This window comes from Novosphingobium nitrogenifigens DSM 19370 (assembly GCF_000192575.1).
Taxonomy (GTDB): Bacteria; Pseudomonadota; Alphaproteobacteria; order Sphingomonadales; family Sphingomonadaceae; genus Novosphingobium; species Novosphingobium nitrogenifigens.
Map to the genome: position 1 here is coordinate 40,066 of NZ_GL876931.1, position 18,139 is coordinate 58,204.

General features: G+C 61.4%; 14 protein-coding genes and 1 pseudogene. 7 read left to right on the plus strand and 8 right to left on the minus strand.

The annotated features are described in order from the left end of the window. Positions 1-207: 207 nt before the first annotated feature. From Y88_RS08195 to Y88_RS08215, 5 genes are all read right to left on the minus strand, one after another. Positions 208-1,752 carry a hypothetical protein gene (locus tag Y88_RS08195; RefSeq protein WP_232280978.1) on the minus strand — a complete coding sequence of 515 codons (1,545 nt, stop codon included), beginning with the start codon at positions 1,750-1,752 and terminating at the stop codon, positions 208-210. A 230-nt stretch (positions 1,753-1,982) separates the two neighbouring features. After that, positions 1,983-2,693, minus strand: a complete 711-nt coding sequence (gene cybH, locus Y88_RS08200; protein ID WP_008068260.1) for a Ni/Fe-hydrogenase, b-type cytochrome subunit — start codon at positions 2,691-2,693, stop codon at positions 1,983-1,985. Positions 2,694-2,709: 16 nt separating this feature from the next. Beyond that, the gene (locus Y88_RS08205) at positions 2,710-3,294 is read right to left on the minus strand and encodes a HupE/UreJ family protein (RefSeq protein ID WP_008068261.1); all 585 of its coding nucleotides are present in this window, start codon (positions 3,292-3,294) and stop codon (positions 2,710-2,712) included. A gap of 17 nt (positions 3,295-3,311) precedes the next feature. Then, positions 3,312-5,111, minus strand: coding sequence for a nickel-dependent hydrogenase large subunit (locus Y88_RS08210; RefSeq protein WP_008068262.1), 1,800 nt, complete (start codon positions 5,109-5,111; stop codon positions 3,312-3,314). Further along, the gene (locus tag Y88_RS08215; RefSeq protein ID WP_008068263.1) at positions 5,111-6,223 is read right to left on the minus strand and encodes a hydrogenase small subunit; all 1,113 of its coding nucleotides are present in this window, start codon (positions 6,221-6,223) and stop codon (positions 5,111-5,113) included. The genes Y88_RS08210 and Y88_RS08215 overlap by 1 nt, the downstream gene beginning before the upstream one ends. A 279-nt stretch (positions 6,224-6,502) precedes the next feature. On the opposite strand from Y88_RS08215, the pseudogene Y88_RS18900 reads away from it, so the two are divergent. The 5 genes and pseudogenes from Y88_RS18900 to Y88_RS08245 all read left to right on the plus strand — a co-directional run. Next, a pseudogene (locus Y88_RS18900) lies at positions 6,503-6,790 on the plus strand (transposase); the annotation flags it as partial. A 338-nt stretch (positions 6,791-7,128) separates the two neighbouring features. Next, on the plus strand, positions 7,129-8,343 hold the full coding sequence (locus Y88_RS08225) for a helix-turn-helix domain-containing protein (RefSeq protein ID WP_008068265.1): 1,215 nt from the start codon (positions 7,129-7,131) through the stop codon (positions 8,341-8,343). A 297-nt stretch (positions 8,344-8,640) separates the two neighbouring features. Further along, a complete protein-coding gene (locus Y88_RS08230; protein WP_232280979.1) occupies positions 8,641-9,444 on the plus strand; it encodes a hypothetical protein in 804 nt (267 codons plus the stop codon). Further along, on the plus strand, positions 9,444-12,383 hold the full coding sequence (mobF, locus tag Y88_RS08235; RefSeq protein ID WP_026167062.1) for a MobF family relaxase: 2,940 nt from the start codon (positions 9,444-9,446) through the stop codon (positions 12,381-12,383). Before Y88_RS08230 ends, mobF begins: the two co-directional genes overlap by 1 nt. Before the next feature lie 66 nt (positions 12,384-12,449). Then, positions 12,450-13,603, plus strand: a protein-coding gene (locus tag Y88_RS08245; RefSeq protein ID WP_085995943.1) for an IS3 family transposase whose coding sequence is annotated in 2 segments (ribosomal slippage) — positions 12,450-12,708 and positions 12,708-13,603 — 1,155 coding nt in all. Because the reading frame shifts where the segments join, the coding sequence is not laid out codon by codon here. Between the two features lie 227 nt (positions 13,604-13,830). On the opposite strand, the gene Y88_RS08250 is transcribed toward Y88_RS08245, so the two are convergent. The 3 genes from Y88_RS08250 to Y88_RS08260 all read right to left on the minus strand — a co-directional run bounded on the left by Y88_RS08250 (position 13,831) and on the right by Y88_RS08260 (position 16,124). Continuing rightward, positions 13,831-14,367 (minus strand): gamma-glutamylcyclotransferase family protein, encoded by a 537-nt coding sequence (locus Y88_RS08250; protein WP_018076056.1) that lies wholly within the window; start codon positions 14,365-14,367, stop codon positions 13,831-13,833. A 123-nt stretch (positions 14,368-14,490) separates the two neighbouring features. Further along, complete coding sequence (locus Y88_RS08255; RefSeq protein WP_018076055.1) at positions 14,491-15,210, minus strand: nucleotidyltransferase domain-containing protein; 720 nt, start codon at positions 15,208-15,210, stop codon at positions 14,491-14,493. Continuing rightward, positions 15,207-16,124, minus strand: a complete 918-nt coding sequence (locus Y88_RS08260) for a WYL domain-containing protein (RefSeq protein WP_008068277.1) — start codon at positions 16,122-16,124, stop codon at positions 15,207-15,209. Before Y88_RS08260 ends, Y88_RS08255 begins: the two co-directional genes overlap by 4 nt. Before the next feature lie 183 nt (positions 16,125-16,307). Here Y88_RS08260 and Y88_RS19160 point away from each other — a divergent pair, with 183 nt between their 5' ends. Together Y88_RS19160 and Y88_RS08265 are read left to right on the plus strand one after the other, a co-directional pair. After that, on the plus strand, positions 16,308-17,258 hold the full coding sequence (locus Y88_RS19160; protein WP_157132613.1) for a hypothetical protein: 951 nt from the start codon (positions 16,308-16,310) through the stop codon (positions 17,256-17,258). Between the two features lie 251 nt (positions 17,259-17,509). Further along, positions 17,510-17,995 (plus strand): toll/interleukin-1 receptor domain-containing protein, encoded by a 486-nt coding sequence (locus tag Y88_RS08265; protein ID WP_232280980.1) that lies wholly within the window; start codon positions 17,510-17,512, stop codon positions 17,993-17,995. The last annotated feature ends 144 nt before the right edge of the window (positions 17,996-18,139 follow it).

The following is an 18,139-nucleotide window of genomic DNA, read 5'->3' on the forward strand; positions in this document are numbered from 1 at the left end:
CTCGAAATTGACCGACGGTGGACACGCTCCATCCACCCGGACGGAGTGGAAACCATTTAAGCAAGCCGCGTGCCAGAAGATGGAAAGAGGGCGCTCAGGGGAAGGATATGACGATGAGGAACGAGGGCACACCACTCAAGGTGGATGACCTTCTTCCACATTGATCATTCAATGTGGAAGAAGGTCATCCACCTTGAGTGCAATCTTCTATTCAGGAATGGCCCCACGGGGATCCATGATCGACGCCGGGCCCGGATGCAGGTCTTTCAACGCCCACACGTAAAGCACGCGTCCGATCACCGGCACCCGGGCAATCAGAACATAATCGCGCGCAAGTGCCGTACGGACAAGGTTCTGCGTGACCGGATCGACGCGCAACACCAGAGGCTGGTTCGCCGTGACAATCGCCCCCGGACGGGATGTCAGCACACGCTCTTCCTCCTGCGCAGGATCCACCCCCAGCGCAGGCGTCTCGACCGGGTTGGTCAAGTGGTCCGGGTAGATATAACGACTGGGCGCGCAGGCATGGGTCAGCAGGTAAAGGATTGTGGGACCGTCATAGACGTAAAGACAACGATGGGCGACATAGGGCGTGATCGCATCAACAAGCTGGACGGGAGCACGCCGGTTCACCGACGTCCGGAAATAATGTTGGGGCGTGAATACGAGGGGCCACAGACACAGCATGCATCCGACGGCAAACCCCATGCGCTCCTTTCCGACCAGCGGAGCGACCATGATGCACAGCGCGGGCAGGACGGTGATGAAGTAGAAGTCGTAAAAATCGCCCAGCATCCCGAAACCGAGTACTGCAAACACTGTCCACCCGGTCAGGAGCCAGAAATCCGCCGGATTGCTGGCAAGGCGCATACGCCAGCGCAGCGCAAGTGCAAGGGGGGTCGGTGCGATGACGCACAACGCCTTGATCAGGATGAATTTGACCTGCCACATCCGCGTCACGGCCGGAAACGGCCTGCGATGAAAAACCGAGACGAAGTTGGCCTGGACGAAGCTGTCCAGATGACCGATCCACTCGTAATAGGCAAAAACCGCAATGGTCGGTAAGAGCGCCAGAAACACCATCCCGACAGCCACGAGACCAATCCGGAGCACGGGCATCTGCACCTGCCACATACGCAGCAGAAACCAGCAACCCATAAATGCGCCCTCGACCATCGGCGTATATTTGAACTGGATGGCAATCCCCATGAGAGCCATGGCGAACATCGCCAGACCGATGATCCGGGACGGACTTTGCGTGTCGTTCGAACGGAACGCAGCCCACACGGCACAGATGGTGATCGCGTTGTAGATCACTGCAGCCTGCCCTCCGGTTCCCCCCAGGACATTGAGCAGGAGCACATAGGCAATAGCCGCCACGAACCCCTGAACCATCCCCGTACCTCGGCACACGATGGTCCAGATGAACGACGAGGTAATCGCCACGCACAAGGTCGCCACCACCTGATACTGAATGATGCCGTCACCACCCAGAAACCGCACGCCCGAATAGAAAAGAAACAGCCCTATGGGTTTGCGATCCCAAAGATCGACATAGGGCAACTGGCCGTGCAGAATGCGATCGCCGACAACCAGGTAGAGCTGTTCGTCGAAGTCGAGCATGGGGTTACCGAAGGTGGGCAATCGTACAAGAAAACACACCGCCACGATCAGCGCATAGGGCCACCAGCGGGGCAGCGATGCAGCAGACTTGTACCAGAGGGGTCTACGCCCCCCTTCCGGCGAAGGCATGACACGTATTGACGGCAACCCGCAAGTCCTTCTCTCGAAACGCGCGGTTTACCATCCTGAAAAATGGTAAACAGACGATGAGGATCACCCGAAAAAGCGCAGTTTCGAGCATAAAATCCAAGCCTGCACCATGGATCGCCTCAGCTCGAAAACAACAAAAAAGGGGAAGCATCGCTGCTTCCCCCTTCCTGCCCCGGGAACACACCCCGAGAAATCCACGGGTCTCGCGATCAGTCGATCGGAGTGACCTTGCGCGCCTTGCGCCAGCCGGAGATCATCGACGTGATGATCGCCTCGCGCGAGAGGATGTCTTCGCGCACGGCGGCGTAGATGTGGACGAGAACGAAGATCACCATCGCCCACATGCCGAAGTGGTGCCAGGTGTGGACGGTCAGGCTGTTGTTGCCGAACAGCAGCAGGACCGGGCCGGTAAAGACGGTGTGGATCCATCCCGGCCCTTCGCCTTCGCCGTAAAGGGCAAGGCCGGTCACGACCATGAACACCGCCACCCACACGAACAGGACATGCATCGACAGGATCGCCAGCGGGTTGTGCCCGACATAGCGCCGCGACGAATGCTCGGCGAGCGCGTAGCTCTTGGTTTCGAGCATCACGCCTTTCCAGAACTTGCGCGACAGGACCGGCGGACGGATGATCTCGCGCGAGAAATAGTTGCCGACGAAGCTCCAGTAGAAGCGAAAGATGATGCCCACGGCCATGATCTGTCCGCAGGAGAAATGGATGAACCGGATCCAGCCGAACAGGTAATGGGCCGAAGGCTCTCCGTTGAGCGACGGAGGCGGCGACCCGATCAGATAGCCGGTCACAAACAGCAAGGTGATCGCCGTCGCGTTGACCCAGTGCCACAGGCGCACCGGGGCTTCATAGACATAGACGAGCGGCTCGCCCTGCGGCGTGTCGTCGACGGGGGTGCTGGCCATGGAACCCTCCCCCCGATCAGCTCGCGAGCAAGGCAAGACCGGTGATGCCGAGCGCAAGGCCCGCCACCACGCGGCCCTGACCGCGCGCAAAGATCGTCCGTCCGGCCTGCCAGCCACCTGCGTGAAGCATGGCCGAAGCGCCAAGGAAACCGGCGAAGTAGGCAGGCAGCGATCCGGTCGCCTCCGCCCCGTGCGCCATGCCGTGGAGAACGCCCGCACCGGCGATCAGCGCGAGCGCCACGCCCGAGGACAGCCGCGTTGCAAGGACGAGCAACGCGCCCAGCACCAGCACCGAAACGGCCACCATGCTTTCAACGCCCGGCACCGCGCCAAAGGTGACGCCCGCACCGGCCCCGGCGGCAAGCGCGGCCATGAACGCAGCGGGCGCCATCCACGCCTGCCGTGCGGGACGGGTCGCGGCCCACAGGCCCACGGCAACCATCGCGGCAAGGTGATCGACCCCGGTCAGGGGATGGACGAGGCCTGAAACGAACCCGCCGTCGCCATGCCCGGGATGGGCCATGGCCGGAACGGTCGAGCCAACGAAAGCAGCCAGCGCCGGAATGAAGGCGCCCGAAACAGTCTTTACGGAATTACGCATCGTTCGATCCCCTTGTTTCAGCGCACTTTGACTTCGGCCAGCTCCTGACCGTCCGGCCCCATGACGTGGGTCGAACAGGCAAGGCACGGGTCGAAGCTGTGGAGCGTGCGCAGGATTTCGACCGGCTCTTCGGCGCGTTCCACTTTGGTGTTGAGCAGCGAAGCTTCGAAAGCCCCGATATTGCCCTGGTTATCGCGCGGCGACCCGTTCCAGGTGCTGGGCACCACGCACTGGTAATTGTCGATCCGACCGTCCTTGATCCGGATCCAGTGGGCAAGTGCCCCGCGCGGAGCTTCGGAAAAGCCCACACCCTTGACTTCGCTGGGCCAGGTGGACGGATCGAACTTGGCCGTATTGGCCGTCGCCGTATCTCCCGCCTTGATATTGGCGATCAGCTTGTCGAGGAAATACTTCTGCTTGTTGGCGGCCCACTGGGCTTCCAGCGCGCGGGCGGCCGTGCGACCGAGGGTCGAGAACATCGCCTCCATCGGCACGTCGAGCGCCTTGAGCAGGCCGTCGACCTGTTCCTTGATGTCCTGACGCCCCTGCTGATAACCGATGATGTAGCGGGCGAGCGGCCCGACTTCCATCGCGTGCCCACGCCAGCGCGGCGCCTTGATCCAGCTGTACTTGGCCGCTTCGTCGAGTTCCTCGATGCGGGTGCTGGTGCCCTTGGCGTTCTTGCCGAGTTCGTAATGGGGCTCGGTCACGCCGTCCCAAGGGTGCAGCCCCTTGCTCTCGTCCTCGTACTTGTACCAGCTGTGCGGCACGAATTCCTGCACCTGCGACGGATCGGTCAGGTCGACAGGGTGAATCTCGTCGAGCTTGCCGTTGATGATCGCGCCGTGCGGCATCAGCAGGTTGGCGGGACTATAGTCGTTCGCCTTGTCCGGGATGTCGCCATAGGCCAGCAGCGACTTGCTCGACAGACCACCGCCATAGAGCCAGCTCTTGTAGAAGCCGCCGATGGCGATCACGTCGGGGATGTAGACGTTCTCGACGAATTCGATGCAACGCTGCGTGATCGAGATCACGTAGTCGAGGCTCGCCATGTTGATCGGCGCGCCTGCCGCCATGTCCCCATCGATGTTGATGGCGCAGGGAACCCCGCCGACCAGCCAGTTGGGGTGGATATCCTTGCCGCCGAAGATCGTGCGCACGCGCATGATTTCCTTCTGGAAATCGAGCGCCTCGAGATAGTGCGTGACCGCCATCAGGTCCGCTTCGGGCGGCAGCTTGTAGGCCGGGTTGGTCCAGTAGCCGTTCTTGAACGGGCCGAGCTGGCCGCTTTCGACGAACTTGCGCAGACGGGTCTGCACGTCGCGGAAATAGCCGGGCGAGGAATTGGGATGGTTAGGCGCCACCCGCTGCTGCAGCTCGCTGGTCGCCTTGGGATCGGCCTTGAGCGCGTTGACCGGATTGACCCAGTCGAGCGCATGCAGGTGGTAGAAGTGGACGAGGTGGTCATGCACCTGCAGCGAAAGCTGCATGATGTTGCGGATCGAGTTCGCGTTTTCGGGAATGTCGATCTTCAGCGCGTTTTCGACCGCACGCACACTGGTCAGCGCATGGGTGCCGGTGCACACGCCGCAGATGCGCTGAACAAAGGCCCAGGCATCGCGCGGGTCGCGGCCTTTCAGGATGACTTCCAGACCGCGCCACATCGTGCCGGTCGAAACCGCGTTGCGGATCACGTTGCTGCTGTCGATGTTCACTTCACAGCGCATGTGCCCTTCGATGCGGGTGACGGGGTCGATGACCAGCCGCTTGCCGCTGTTGTCGAGCGTGAAGCCGTTGGGGGTGGCAAGCGTCGTCATCAGTTCTGTCCTTCGAAATCATGGGCCTTGGCCGGTTCGTCACCGGCCTTCTGGCGGGCGCGACGCACGGCGCTGGCGGCGGCATGGGCGGCCGTCGCGATCCCCACCGCTCCGGCGGCCGTCACGCCGATCTTGTCCGCATTGGCCTCGATCCCGAAACCGTTGACGTCGACGAGGCGGTTGTAGAACGAACCCTTGTCCCAGAAACCGTCTTCCGAGCAGCCGATGCAGGGGTGCCCGGCCTGAATCGGGAACGACAGCCCGCCGTTCCAGCGCACGGTGGAACAGGCGTTGTAAGTCGTCGGCCCCTTGCACCCGACCTTGTACAGGCAATAGCCCTTGCGCGCGCCTTCGTCGTCGAAATGCTCGACGAACTGGCCTGCGTCGAAGTGCGGGCGGCGGTAGCACTTGTCGTGAATGCGCTGCGAATAGAACATCTTCGGGCGCCCCTGCAGGTCAAGCTCGGGAAAACGCTCGAACGTCAGGATATAGGCGATGACGGCGGTCATCACTTCGGCGATCGGCGGACAGCCGGGCACCTTGATGATCGGCTTGTCGGCAAGCCCGGGAACCTTGTGCACCGGGGTTGCCTGTGTCGGGTTCGGGCGCGCGGCCTGAACGCAGCCCCAGCTCGCGCACGAGCCCCAGCTGATGATCGCCTTGCAGTGGTCAGCCGCTTCCTTGAGCTGTTCGAGGAAGGGGCGACCGCCGATGATGCAGCTCATCCCTTCCTGGTTGAGCGGCGGATTGCCTTCGACAGCAAGAATGAAATTGCCGTCGTACTTCTGGATCGTTTCCTGCACGATCGCTTCGGCCTGATGACCTGCCGCTGCCATGAGCGTGTCGTCATAGTCGAGCGAGATCATCGACAGGATGACGTCCTTGGCCAGCGGGTGGCCCGAACGGATGAAGCTTTCCGAACAGCAGGTACATTCAAGACCGTGCATCCACAGCACGGGAATGCGCGGCTTGGTTTCCATCGCGTTCTGGATTTCGGCGGCATAGGCAGGCGGCAGACCGAGCGCGGCGGCTGTCAGACTACAGAATTTGGTGAAGCTGCGCCGAGTGATGCCCTGTCGGCGCATCACGTCGTAAAATGTCTCGGTGGCCATGCGTATCCTTCCTCGCACGGCGGGCCTCTGGCTTGGGGGGACCCGCGATATGATGTCGGTGACGCATAGGAAGCAAGGGCCGTGCCACTTGCAACAAGCACAGCAACGACGGCAAGCCGACTGTCCCGAAGGAGGGAAAACCGATCACCCCGCTTCCACATGTGGCAACAGGCTTACCAGTCGAAACGCAAGCAGCAGGCGCAATCGAAGCAAGCCCCACCCGTGCGGCCAACGGCTTCGATTGCGCCCCTGCTTCGATCCACGCCTCCGCGCGGGAGGCGCCCCTTGAGCTTCTTAATCACCACAGACCAGATCAGCGATTACACCGGCGCAGCGGCCCTGCTCGATGATTTGCCCAGGGCGCAGTGGATGCTGGCTGACCGCGGCTATGATGCCGAATGGTTCCGCGACGCGCTTGAGCAAAAGGGCACCAAGCCTTGCATTCCGGGCCGAAAATCCCGTTCTTTTCCCGTCAAATACGATAAGCGCCGATACAAACGGCGCAATCGCATCGAGATCATGTTCGGCCGCTTGAAAGACTGGCGACGGGTGGCGACCCGCCCCGATGCGCAGGCCTTGCGCGGGAGGGCTCAAAATTTCCGAATCTGGAAAAGGGAGCGCGGCGACACGCGAGTGGCCCCGCTTCGCATAAGCGAAGACCGCATCCGCTCGCATCAGAGCAAGTACAATCGCAGGCGATTTTCCACCCCTGTTTTCCGTACAGCGGGATTTCTGACGCACTAATTGATTGAAATGATGGTGCACCCGACAGGGGTTCCACAAACTCCTGATTTCAAGCCATTAGGCAGGCAAACCGGGCCAAAGTGGCTAACGGATTTCTGCGGGTTTGCGGGAGCATTGGCTAACCGGATTTCGGCGCCTTTTCTGGCTGAATCCGGTGCCGCATGAGCACGACCCTCACCCATGCGGGGCTGCCGGTGGGCGTAACGCGCTTCGATCTGCTGCGCCTGTTCGAGCAAGTCGCCCGCCCCGGCTTCGGCCTGTCGTCCACCGCCGTGGCGCTGGTGCGGCACTATGTCCTCAAGACGATGGATGCCGATTACCTCAAGGGCCGCATCTGCGCGGTCTGGACACAGGCCTGCCGCTTTGCCGAGGCGCTGGGCATCACGCCCCGCTCGATCAACTCAGCCGAACGCGAGCTTGAACGCGCCGGTTTCATCGTCCGCAACGCCGGCATCAATGGCGCGCGGGCCGGCGACCGGCAGGATGGCATCATCACCTGGGCGGCAGGCATCAACCTTGCGCCCCTGATCACCCGCTACGGCGAGTTGAAGGGCAAGGCCGAGGCGCTCGATCTGCAAGCCCGCGCGATCAGCCAATGCCGCGCAGAGATCCGCCAGTTAGGCCAGCGAATCCGCCACGCCTGCGACCAGACCTTGCGCGAGCGCGCCGAGGCCATCCTGCCCGGCGGTCGCACCGCCCGTATCACCAGCATCGCCCGCCTCACCGCGATCCGGGAGACCCTTGCCGCCATGCTCGACGCCATTGTCAGCGCGCCCGCAGCCAATCCCGGTGCACCAAAAACTTCCGACGCGCCGGAAGAAAACTGCGCACCCAATATACAAGATAAAAACTCACCACGAAGCTGTAGCGCGCGCGGCGCCGCGCCCGATCGGATCACGCCCACGGCTGCGGTCAGCGTGGCCACGCAGGCCTATCAGGAGCTGGTCGCGGCTTTGGGCGGGGCAACATGGCCCAACATCGTCGAGGCCTCATGGCGAAGCTGCACCCGCCTCGGCATCGCCCAGAGCACGTGGGGCCGCGCCTGCCAGCATTTCGGACGGGAACGCGCCGCTCTCTGTGTCCTGATGATCGACCGCAACGCCGAACTGCCCGGCGACCATCGCTACAAGGCCCGATCCCCCAGCCGCTGCCTCTCGGGCATGATGCGCAAGGATCGCAGCCAAGGCTTCAACCTCACCGGCCTGTTCCGGGCGGGGCAAAGCGATCAGGTGTTGGCTGAGCATGATGGGCGGCTCGCGCCCGTCGATCCCCTCCAGCCCGCCAGCGAGGACATCGGCAATGGCGCGCTGGGCTTGTTCGCCAGCGACCTCCTCGCTCGCCTTAGCGCCCAGTTCGAGGGAGGCGCAGCGCAATGACAGAAACCCTTTTCCCACGGCGGCCTATCGGCCGGGATGGCTTCCCCACAGGGGCCGGATTCTGCTCACTGCTCTCCAAGCGTCCCCCTGTTGAGAGCCCCAGTGAAAGGCAAATCAGGCACACACCACGCTACCCGGTAGCATGCGCGCCGTGCGGCGAAAGTCACAGAAATCCGTCATCCTATGCCCTAGATAGGCGTCTAGGGCGGCGCAAAAAGCATAGGACGCGGGCCAGCAAGCCGCCTAGAGGCCGCCTAGGGCCCTATGGTTGCGCATGTCGGCAAGGCGGGCGCTGACATGGCACAACTCAATGTCACCGTCGAAGAGCATGTCCTGACAGCCGTGGATCGGCTCGCCTCGGATCGGCAGATGACGCGGCCAGCACTGGTGCGGGCGCTGCTTGACGAAGCCCTGGCGGCTGATCTTGTAGGCAGGCCGCTGTTCGCCCAACCCGAAGCGCCGTCAGCCCCGGCGATTGATCCCGCCACCTTGATCGCGCTGACCGGGCAATTGGACAAGCTGACAAAGCGCCTCAACGCCACGCTGCGGGCGCATGACCAGCGCGACGAAGCGCTGATGGGCCAGCATGTGCTGAACGCCGAAGCGATCAATGCGGCACAAGCGAAATTAGCCGAGCAGATCAACGGACGCTTGCGCGACAGCTTTGGCCCCTTCCGCAAGGAGATGACGGGGCTTGGCGAGGTAATCAACGGGCAACAGGAAGCACTCGCCCAATTGCTCGCGCAGCACCGCGACGAGCTTGCCCGGTCGCAGAACGAAAGCCCGGCGTTTACGGCCATCAGCCGGGAACTGACGCGGCTGGATCAATCGGTGCGGCAAGCGCGGCCCAATGTAACGATCAAGCTGTTCGACTACAGCCGCACCTTCGAGCGTTGGGAACTGGCCGCCGGGGCCGTGATGGCCTTGTCTCTGGCATTCTTTGTGTTGGTCATGATCGCGCGGATCTTGCCCGACGGTTGGTTCGCCGTGCCGGTGGGGCGGGCATTTTTCGGTAACGACCAACATGCCGAATGCGCCTTTTCTGGCGGAAGCTATTCCAGTGATGGTTCATGCCTCCGCGGCACCAGGAGGCTGTGGTGATGATCTCGATCGGGGTGATCGGCAATGCCTCCGGCGCGGCGGCTTACTATGCCAAGGACAATTACTATGCGGGCCCCGAAGCTGAAAGCATCGGCCAATGGTTCGGCAAAGGGGCCGACGCCTTGAACCTAGCCGGGCCGGTCGCCGCCACCAGTTTCGAAGCCGTGCTGGCCGGACACTTGCCAAATGGCACCGCAATCAAGGCACCGTCGGGCGCAGAGCACCGGGCAGGCCTCGATCTGGTGTTCTCGGCCCCGAAGTCTGTGTCGTTGCTGGCACTGGTGGGCGATGATCGCCGATTGATCACCGCGCTGGAAGATAGCGTCAGGGCAACGCTGGGCTGGATCGAAGCCAACCTGATCGAGGCGCGCAAGTTTGATCCCACCTCCGGCTCGCAAGTGCCGGTGCGGACTGGCCATATGGTCGCTGCGACCTTTACCCATGATCTCTCGCGCAACCGCGATCCGCAGTTGCATGTGCACAGTGTCGTGGCCAACGCTACCTTGCGTCCCGACGGTGCATGGCGGGCGCTGAGGAATGACCCGCTCTACGATCAGCAGACCACCATAGCGGCCGTGCACAATGCCGACCTGCGCGCGCGGGTCGAGGCCTTGGGCTACCGCACGAGGCCCGCCGAAATCGGGCGCCACGGTCAGTTCGAGATCGAGGGCGTCAGCCGCGAAGCGATCGTTGCGTTCTCGACCCGCAGCGCCGAGATCGATGCCGCGCTGGAAGCAACTGGGCGCTCGGGCAGCAGCGCCGAGCGCGAGCTGGCGGCCTTGGCCACGCGCAACACCAAGGATGCCGGGGCAACGCGCGAGAGCGATCGCGCCGAATGGACCGAGCGGGCACATGCGATCGGGTTTGAACCCAAGGCGCTGGTGGAAGCGGCCATGGCGCAGGCCGAACGGGGCCAGACGTTGTGGACGCGGATTGCGCAGCAGGTGCGTGGCGTCGCGGCCAAAGGGCTGGCGATTGTCGAAGCCATGGGCCTGTCCCCGCAGGAGCGTGATCCCCTCGTGCCGGAACGCGCCGGATCGTTGACGCCCGAACAGTTTGCGGGCGCCCAGGCCGTTGCCGCTGGCGTGCGGCACATCAGCCAGACCGAAGCGGGCTTCAGCCGGTTTGAACTGATCCGCGCCAGTCTCAATCTCGGTGGGCCGATCAAGGTTGCCGATATCGAAGCGCGGGTGGACCTGCTCCAAGACAAGGGCCTGCTGCTGGCCGATGCCGATGGCGTGATGATGACCACGCGGGGCGCCATCGCCCTCGAACAGCAGGTGCTTGAACTGGCGCGAGCAGGGCAAGGACAGGGCACGGTGCTGGTCGACCGGCATGCCGAGGCGGCCGTTCAGCAACAGGCCCGCGAGCTGGGTTTGCGCCGCTTGTCGCCAAGGCAAGAAGCGGCCGCCGCCCTGATCCTCAAATCGAACGACCGGATCGTCGGTGTTCAAGGTGTTGCGGGCGCGGGCAAGTCGACCATGTTGCAACCGGTGACGCGGATCGCTGAGGCGCAAGGGCGCAATGTTGTGGCAGTGGCGGTCGGTGCGCAGATCGCTCAGCAACTGGGGAAAGATCTGGGCGTGCCGTCCAACTCGGTCACCGGATTCCTCTATCGCCATCAGGCGCTGCTGATCGATGATGGCCTGCCAGACCTCAAGGAACGCTCGATCCATGAATTGTCCGGCTCGCTGATCATTGTCGATGAAGCTTCGACGTTGAGTTCGCGCCAGGCTGCCGACCTGATCCGGATTGCCCATGCCGCAGGCGCCGCACGGCTCGCGATGGTGGGCGACACCCGCCAATATGGCGCAGTCGAAGCAGGCAAGCCGTTTGCCGATTTGCAAAAGGCGGGGATGGCGACCGCTGAACTGACGGACAATGTCCGTGCGCGATCCGACATCATGCGCAGCCTCGCGCCGGTTCTCGATGCCGGCGACATGGCGGGGGCCTTCCGCATCCTGGAACCAGTCACGCACGAAGTTCCTCGCGGCGATGCGGCGGCGCATGCCGTGGCGCTCTGGGCACAGCGGCCACGCGAGGAGCGCGAGGCGACACTGATCCTGACCTCCGGCCGCGCCTTGCGCGCCGAGGCAAACCGCGAAGCGCAAGCCTTGCTGAAATCGCTCGGCGAAATCGGCCAGCATGGCCAGCGCCTCACCGTGCTCGACCGTGTGAACCTCAGCCGCGAAGAAGCGCGCACCATGGCGCCCTATCGCCAAGGGCTGGTCGTCCAGATCCGCACCGACATGCCCCGCCAGGGCCTCACGCGCGGGATGATCGGCACGATCACCAGCGTGACCCCGACGCAGGTCGAACTTCGGCGCGGCAACAGCACCTGGACGCTTCAGCCTGACCGTCTTGCGCGCAATCTCAAGGAAGATGCGATCGGCCTGTTTGAGCGGCGGGACATCGAACTGCACGAGCATGATCGAATTCGGTTTACGGCCAACAATCCCAAACACGGCGTGCTCAATGCCCAGACCGCGACGGTCGAGGCGATCTCGCCCGAGAGGGTCGTGCTGAAACTGGCCGAGGACCGGCGGCTTGAGCTTCCGCTCAACGATCCCGCCTTGAAGCGCATCGACCTTGGCTATGCCATCAACACCTATGCCGCGCAGGGTGTGACCACGACGCACGGCATTGTCGTGATGGACAGCCGCGAAAAGATGCTCTCCTCCTCGCGGACGCTGAGCGTTGCCCTGACCCGCATCGCCGATCAGCCGACGCTGGTGCTCGACAGCGCGGAGCGGTTGGAGCGCGCGGTGGGGCGGCATGATGCGGGGAAAACCTCGGCGCTGGATATCTACCGTGCGATGACGGCTGCCAAGGAGGAGCCGAAAATTGAGCAGAAGGAGTTGCAGAAGGAACGAACGCGAGAACGCAGCATCGACAAGGAAATCGGGGCGCGGGAGCGGGATTGGGATTTTGGAATGTAGGGTGACCTGCCCCCCGAAAGATCCCTCATTCTGATGTAGAGTCTGTCTACGAGAAGGAGCAGACGCATGAGGAAGAGCCGTTTCACCGAGGCGCAGATTATCGGGATGATCAAAGAGCAGGAGGCTGGGCTGCCGACCGTGGAGGTTTGCCGCAAGCATGGGCTGAGCACGGCGACGTTCTACAAGCTGAAGGCCAAATACGGCGGGATGGAGGTATCCGACGCCCGCCGCCTGCGACAGCTTGAGGACGAGAACGGCAAGCTCAAGCGCCTGCTGGCCGACAGCATGCTCGACAACGCCATCCTGAAGGACTTGCTGGGAAAAGTTTGACGACACCGGGCCAGCGGCGGGACGCGGTGCTGCGGGTGTTGCGGGACTATGAGGTCTCGCAACACCGGGCCTGCGGGCTGATCGGTGTCGATCCCAAGACGGTTCGGCGCGAACGCCCGCCCGACCACAGCGCCATCCGCGACGCCATGAAGGAGGTTGCGGGCAAGCGCCGTCGCTTTGGCTACCGTCGGATCGGCATCATGCTCGAGCGCCAGGGGATGATCATGAATCACAAGAAGCTCTACCGGCTTTATCGGGAGGAAGGCTTGTCAGTGCGCCGGCGTCGCGGACGCAAACGGGCGCGGGGCAGCCGTACACCGATGCCCGTGCCGCTGGCGCCGGGGGCACGCTGGTCGATGGACTTCGTGTCGGACACGTTCGGCGCATCGCGCAAGTTCCGGATTCTGGCCATCAATGATGACTGTTGCCGCGAAAACCTGTGCCTGATCGCGGACACCAGCATATCCGGCGCCCGCGTGGCGCGCGAACTCGACACTTTGGTGCGCCTTTATGGCAAACCGGCTTGCATTGTCAGTGATAATGGGACCGAATTCACCAGTCGGGCGATCCTGGAATGGGCCGCCAGAAACCAGATCGAGTGGCACTACATCGATCCCGGCAAGCCCCAGCAAAATGGGTTCATCGAGAGCTTCAATGGCTCGCTGCGCGATGAACTGCTCAACGAGGAACTGTTCGACAGCCTGGCCGATGCCCGCCGGAAGCTGGCCATCTGGCGCTACGATTACAACCATGTCCGGCCCCACTCGTCTTTGGGAAATCGGACGCCTGCACAAGCGCGTCGAGCGTTCGAGCAGGACGAAACCATCACGCCCGACGCGCTTGTGCAGGCGCAGGGCACATCGTATCTAACCGCTGGACTCTCGTTATGATTGAGGGACTGACGGGGGGCAGGTCAAGGGCAATCTATGGTGGCCATAGATTTGCCGCCAAACAAGCACCAACCCACCCTCGACCAGCAGGTAGCGAATGACTAGGGTTGCGGACTGACCGGTAAGTCCGCTTCCTGGCGTCAGACTCGTGAAGCGGCCATTCGTTTATGCGTTTCTAGCACGGCAGTTTGGGGAAGCGCCGATGTAGGATTGGATGATCGACATGCTTATCCCCGATCTTCAAGCAGCTTTCGGTAATCCTTGATGCCATGCTTTCGCATCGCCTCGATCGCAGCTACACGCGCCTTTCGATCCCAATTGGAATCGTCGACGAAGAGCGTGCTTCTCAGAGCAGCGACATGGTCTGCATCCAGTTGGTGATGTTCGGCACCGGCAATGACTGTCGCGAGATACCAATCGAAAGGGCGTAGCGCTTGGTCCAGCGAGGTACCAAGATAGCTGCTGGTTGTGACGGTACTACCCTCGACGACAAAATCGTCGTCGCGCTTGTAGCCAAAGCCCACGCCCTCGTGCCGGTCTAACTGCTCTCGCTCGCTTAGATCGATCTCGAAAATGACCCCGGGAATGGCTGAATTCGGGGCGGCAACCAGTGTCGCTTTGCCCGATCCGTCCTGACTCGCCTTAGAAAATTCGAGGTTCCATGCGCGCGCAACGCCCAGCCCCAAAGCCTTCGCCGATGGGCAACGTCCAAGCAGTCGAGCTGGCAACATGTTAGAACCGTACGCGAAGTAGAGAAACTTCATTGGCTAGTCTTCCATTATATCAAGGTATGGCGCGACACGATTTATTTGACAAGCGGTGGGCAAGGTAACCAAATTTATTTACGCAATAGATCGCGTCCTGTCGGTTGGCATAGATACCACCGCTCACCGATAATCTGTAGCGTCCGCGCCATTCCGCAAAGATTTAATAGTCTGCAGTCCGAAATCGTTTTTGCTTACCTCAAATAGTGTCCGGAATTCCTCAATCGTGCCTGCGCCCTCATTCCACGGCGCGGCCCAGCGCGAAAGAAATAAGTCTAGTCCGATCAAACCATCAGGGCGAAATTCCGCATCGTCCTTGAGGACAATAAGCGGAGCAGCTTCCGGTGCGCCAAGTAGGCTTGTCAATTCTCGCGGAGCAAAGACTGGCGCCCCCATTTCCATCGCCTTAGCGATCAGGATTGTGCGCACGACCCAAGCGATCCTCCGATTAATGAGGACACTCGGCATACGATGGTGGAATTGCAGGATGAACATTCCAATCTGCGTGGCCAAGTCTATCTCACGACCGTACGACTGCTTTGGCGAGAAGCGCGTCCGCAGTGCTTTCAGGAGGAAATGCGGATCCCAGATCTCCCTGGCCTCATGAGCCAAATGGCTTGCGAACAAATCGCCTTGGTCAGCCTTTTGTAGAAGGTAGTCGCAAGGATAGACCGCCATCGCGTGCATGCCCAGCCGGATCGTGTAAGGTTGCGGCCCCTTGGACCAAACAAGAATATCGTAATCGGATTCGACATCCTCATCACCGCGCGCTCTGCTGCCAAACAGAGCGAACCCTACGACAGGGTCGCGCCAATCTACTGCATGTAAGTCTACCAGATTCATTGCGGCTCAACACTACCTTGAAGTGCCATAACGCTCATTCGTCGCGCCGATAACCTCAGCTCCTCAAGTTCGTCGTTATTCAGTAGCACGAGGTGGCGTTTGCGCTTGTCGATACCGTCATCTGCGAGGTGATACTCCGAGCGAAGATAGAATAGGAGCGCCAGTCGGCACGGCTTCTCCAACTCTTCACCTTCGAAAGCGAATTCGCGCCGAACCGCTTCCTGCTCTTCGGGCGGCAGTTCTGGGTTTGGTCGCAGGCGCAGCCTCCCAATCGACTTCCATTCGAAGTCGAAGTTCGGATCGATCGTACTGTGACCACTGAGTTCGACGTTCTCTAACCGCCCAAGGTTGAAATCGCGAAAATCACCATTGCCCGCATCGTAAGCGCGAATGTGCCAGCGGCCCGCTACGTAAGCGAGTGAATGTGGCGCGAGTACTCTCTCCGTCGCGGGCTTGCCGCTCATCGTCCAATACTTGACCTTTATCTGGCGCCGCTCGTTGATCGCAGTGGTCAACAGCATGACCAGTTCGTCGCTAACGGGCCGCCGGCGAAGCTCCACGACCTCAATGTCCGGAACGGCTCCAAACCATGTGTGGTTCTTATCGAGCCATCCCAGCTTCAGTGCCTGCAATTGCAGGAGATATCGATGAGCCTGCCCGGCGACGAAGACTGGTTTATAGGTTTCAGTACGCACAAAGGACTTAGCGTGCTGGTCGTAAGCCATGCTGAAAGGAGCGAACTCAGCAAATTTTTCCAGATCGTTGGACGCCTGCTGTGCCGAGATTTTGAAGTGCTCTCGCAGGTCTGATCGATTGATCCGGCCATCCCAAAAGAGCCGAAAATCAATGAATTCGAGGCGGCGGCGCAACCCCGGCTTCAGATCGTCGATCGTTTCCGCATCATTCTGGCTCATGCTTAACCCCACAACTTTATGTACCCATCACCAACAAAAACTTGACTGGTTTATCTGATGTGGGCACAGATAGTCTGTATCGCACGACTCGTCAAAGCGATCGAGCCCAAATGACATGGCGCTGCGCTGTGCCGGCCGAGCGACGAACGCGAGCGAGGCGTTGTAAGATTGGAGGAAGGAGACATGGAGCCATCGTCCCGGGAAATGCTTGCCAAGATCGGCAGACAACTGGACGCCAATGTCTTCCCTCACGTGTTCGACAACGGCGTGGTTATGCCCAGCGCGTCCGATGTCACATCATCCGCACTGGGCAAGGAAACTGACGATGAACAGCAAAGACCGAGAGGATCCGCAGCCGGGTCACGGAAAGGGGCCGCCCGATGGAAGGGGACGCCCCGTCGATCACGGCAGGCCGGTGCCTCCGCACGGATCAGCAGCGGCCTGCTTCGTACCACCTACGAAGCGCAGGTAGCCAGCCTTGAAAAGGAATATCCTGCTTCCCGCGTGTTCCCTGACGATGACGGAATATGGCTCCAGAGCGAAAGCGCGGTTTTATCGGGCCTAGACTACGGAGCCACATTTCTCATCGCCCTGCCGTTTGCGCCTGGAGCCGGACCACGTGCTTGGGGCTTCTGGAATGACCCCCGCGGCCCGCTTTGGATAGGGCCTCGCCACACTAATTTCTTCGATGGATCGATATGTGCGTTTTCGCCCGGCGATAACGTCTGGACCGAGGGCGGGAATCTGACGTCCCTGATCGACCTTTATACGGTGTGGGCGTTTCGTCACCTGTACCTGGAGGTCATGGGCCGATGGCCGGGGAGGCAATATTCTCTGCCCCCACCCAACGAGGTGTTGAATCCTTATTATCGTCTGGCGCAATGCAAAGACAACGAACTCTGCGGCTGCGGATCACTGACGTCGCGATACGCGGAATGTTGCAAGCCGAGGGATCTACGGTCTGACTTTGGGCGACTGGCCCAAGAATTTGTGCGGCGCATGGGTGCTAGGCTCGGGGACCGCAAGCCCCCGCTGGCGATTGCCGATTTCGCCTCGGGCCAGGGCGCTCTGCCAAGTATCAGAGATGTGCACAACCTGATGGCCTCGACGGCCCCAACTTCCAAACAAGCCTAGCAAGGAGAAGAAAAGACATGGCTAGATGTACAGCACCAGTACGAGGCCACACACGGGGCGGCGGAGCGGACTGCCCTGTGTGCGGCCCCCGCTATCGTGGCTCTAGGTCTTACACATCCTATTCCCCGCCCTCTTACACTCCGTCCTACACCCCTTCTTTCTCCTCATTGGGAAGCAGTGGCAGCGGTCGGAGTAGCGGTGGCGGGTCTCGCCGCACCGCGAAGCCCCGCTGGTCGGGAGCGGGTTCGGCAGTGTGGTACACACCCGAACAAGTGCAGGCGCTCACACCGGTTCGCGAAAACGTCGAGAATCTAGCGGTGTCGCAGCCTGATCTTCGAGACGTGTTTCTCTGTCACGCATGGGATGACAGGCACGGCTCCGCTAAGCAACTGCATGACTTACTCGAAGCGCGCGGGGTCCGCGTATGGTTCAGCGAAAAGGACCTTGGTCTCGGGGTGCCGATGATGCGGGCGATTGACAAGGGTTTGGTGAATTCGCGCGTAGGTATCGTTTTGGTGACCCCTGCTATGTTGCGCCGCCTCCCGGCAGAAGGCATCGCAGACAAAGAGCTTTCAGCGCTCCTCCGGCGTGAGCGGCTTGTCCCGGTCGTTCATGGAACGACTTATGAAGAACTTGAACAGGTCAGCCTCCTGCTGGCCTCTCGGGCTGGGCTGAGCACTGCCGAAGAGTCCATGGCGGAAGTTGCCAGCAAAATCGCCGAACTGGTCGCTACCTAATCAAGGCCGTGCTGCATATGCATATTTCGGCACACCGCTATAGGATAGGCGCCGGGCAGAAACGTGGCGCACTTTGGGACCGGCCCGGAGCAGATGAATTAAGGGCAACTATCAGAAAGTAGTTTCGGCCGCTGAATGTCCGGA

Bases quoted from the DNA above. Each gene is read 5' to 3' on its own strand.
- Y88_RS08195 (WP_232280978.1), bottom strand. From the start codon at position 1,752: ATGCCTTCGCCGGAAGGGGGGCGTAGACCCCTCTGGTACAAGTCTGCT.
- cybH (WP_008068260.1), bottom strand. From the start codon at position 2,693: ATGGCCAGCACCCCCGTCGACGACACGCCGCAGGGCGAGCCGCTCGTC.
- Y88_RS08205 (WP_008068261.1), bottom strand. From the start codon at position 3,294: ATGCGTAATTCCGTAAAGACTGTTTCGGGCGCCTTCATTCCGGCGCTG.
- Y88_RS08210 (WP_008068262.1), bottom strand. From the start codon at position 5,111: ATGACGACGCTTGCCACCCCCAACGGCTTCACGCTCGACAACAGCGGC.
- Y88_RS08215 (WP_008068263.1), bottom strand. From the start codon at position 6,223: ATGGCCACCGAGACATTTTACGACGTGATGCGCCGACAGGGCATCACT.
- Y88_RS08225 (WP_008068265.1), top strand. From the start codon at position 7,129: ATGAGCACGACCCTCACCCATGCGGGGCTGCCGGTGGGCGTAACGCGC.
- Y88_RS08230 (WP_232280979.1), top strand. From the start codon at position 8,641: ATGGCACAACTCAATGTCACCGTCGAAGAGCATGTCCTGACAGCCGTG.
- mobF (WP_026167062.1), top strand. From the start codon at position 9,444: ATGATCTCGATCGGGGTGATCGGCAATGCCTCCGGCGCGGCGGCTTAC.
- Y88_RS08250 (WP_018076056.1), bottom strand. From the start codon at position 14,367: ATGAAGTTTCTCTACTTCGCGTACGGTTCTAACATGTTGCCAGCTCGA.
- Y88_RS08255 (WP_018076055.1), bottom strand. From the start codon at position 15,210: ATGAATCTGGTAGACTTACATGCAGTAGATTGGCGCGACCCTGTCGTA.
- Y88_RS08260 (WP_008068277.1), bottom strand. From the start codon at position 16,124: ATGAGCCAGAATGATGCGGAAACGATCGACGATCTGAAGCCGGGGTTG.
- Y88_RS19160 (WP_157132613.1), top strand. From the start codon at position 16,308: ATGGAGCCATCGTCCCGGGAAATGCTTGCCAAGATCGGCAGACAACTG.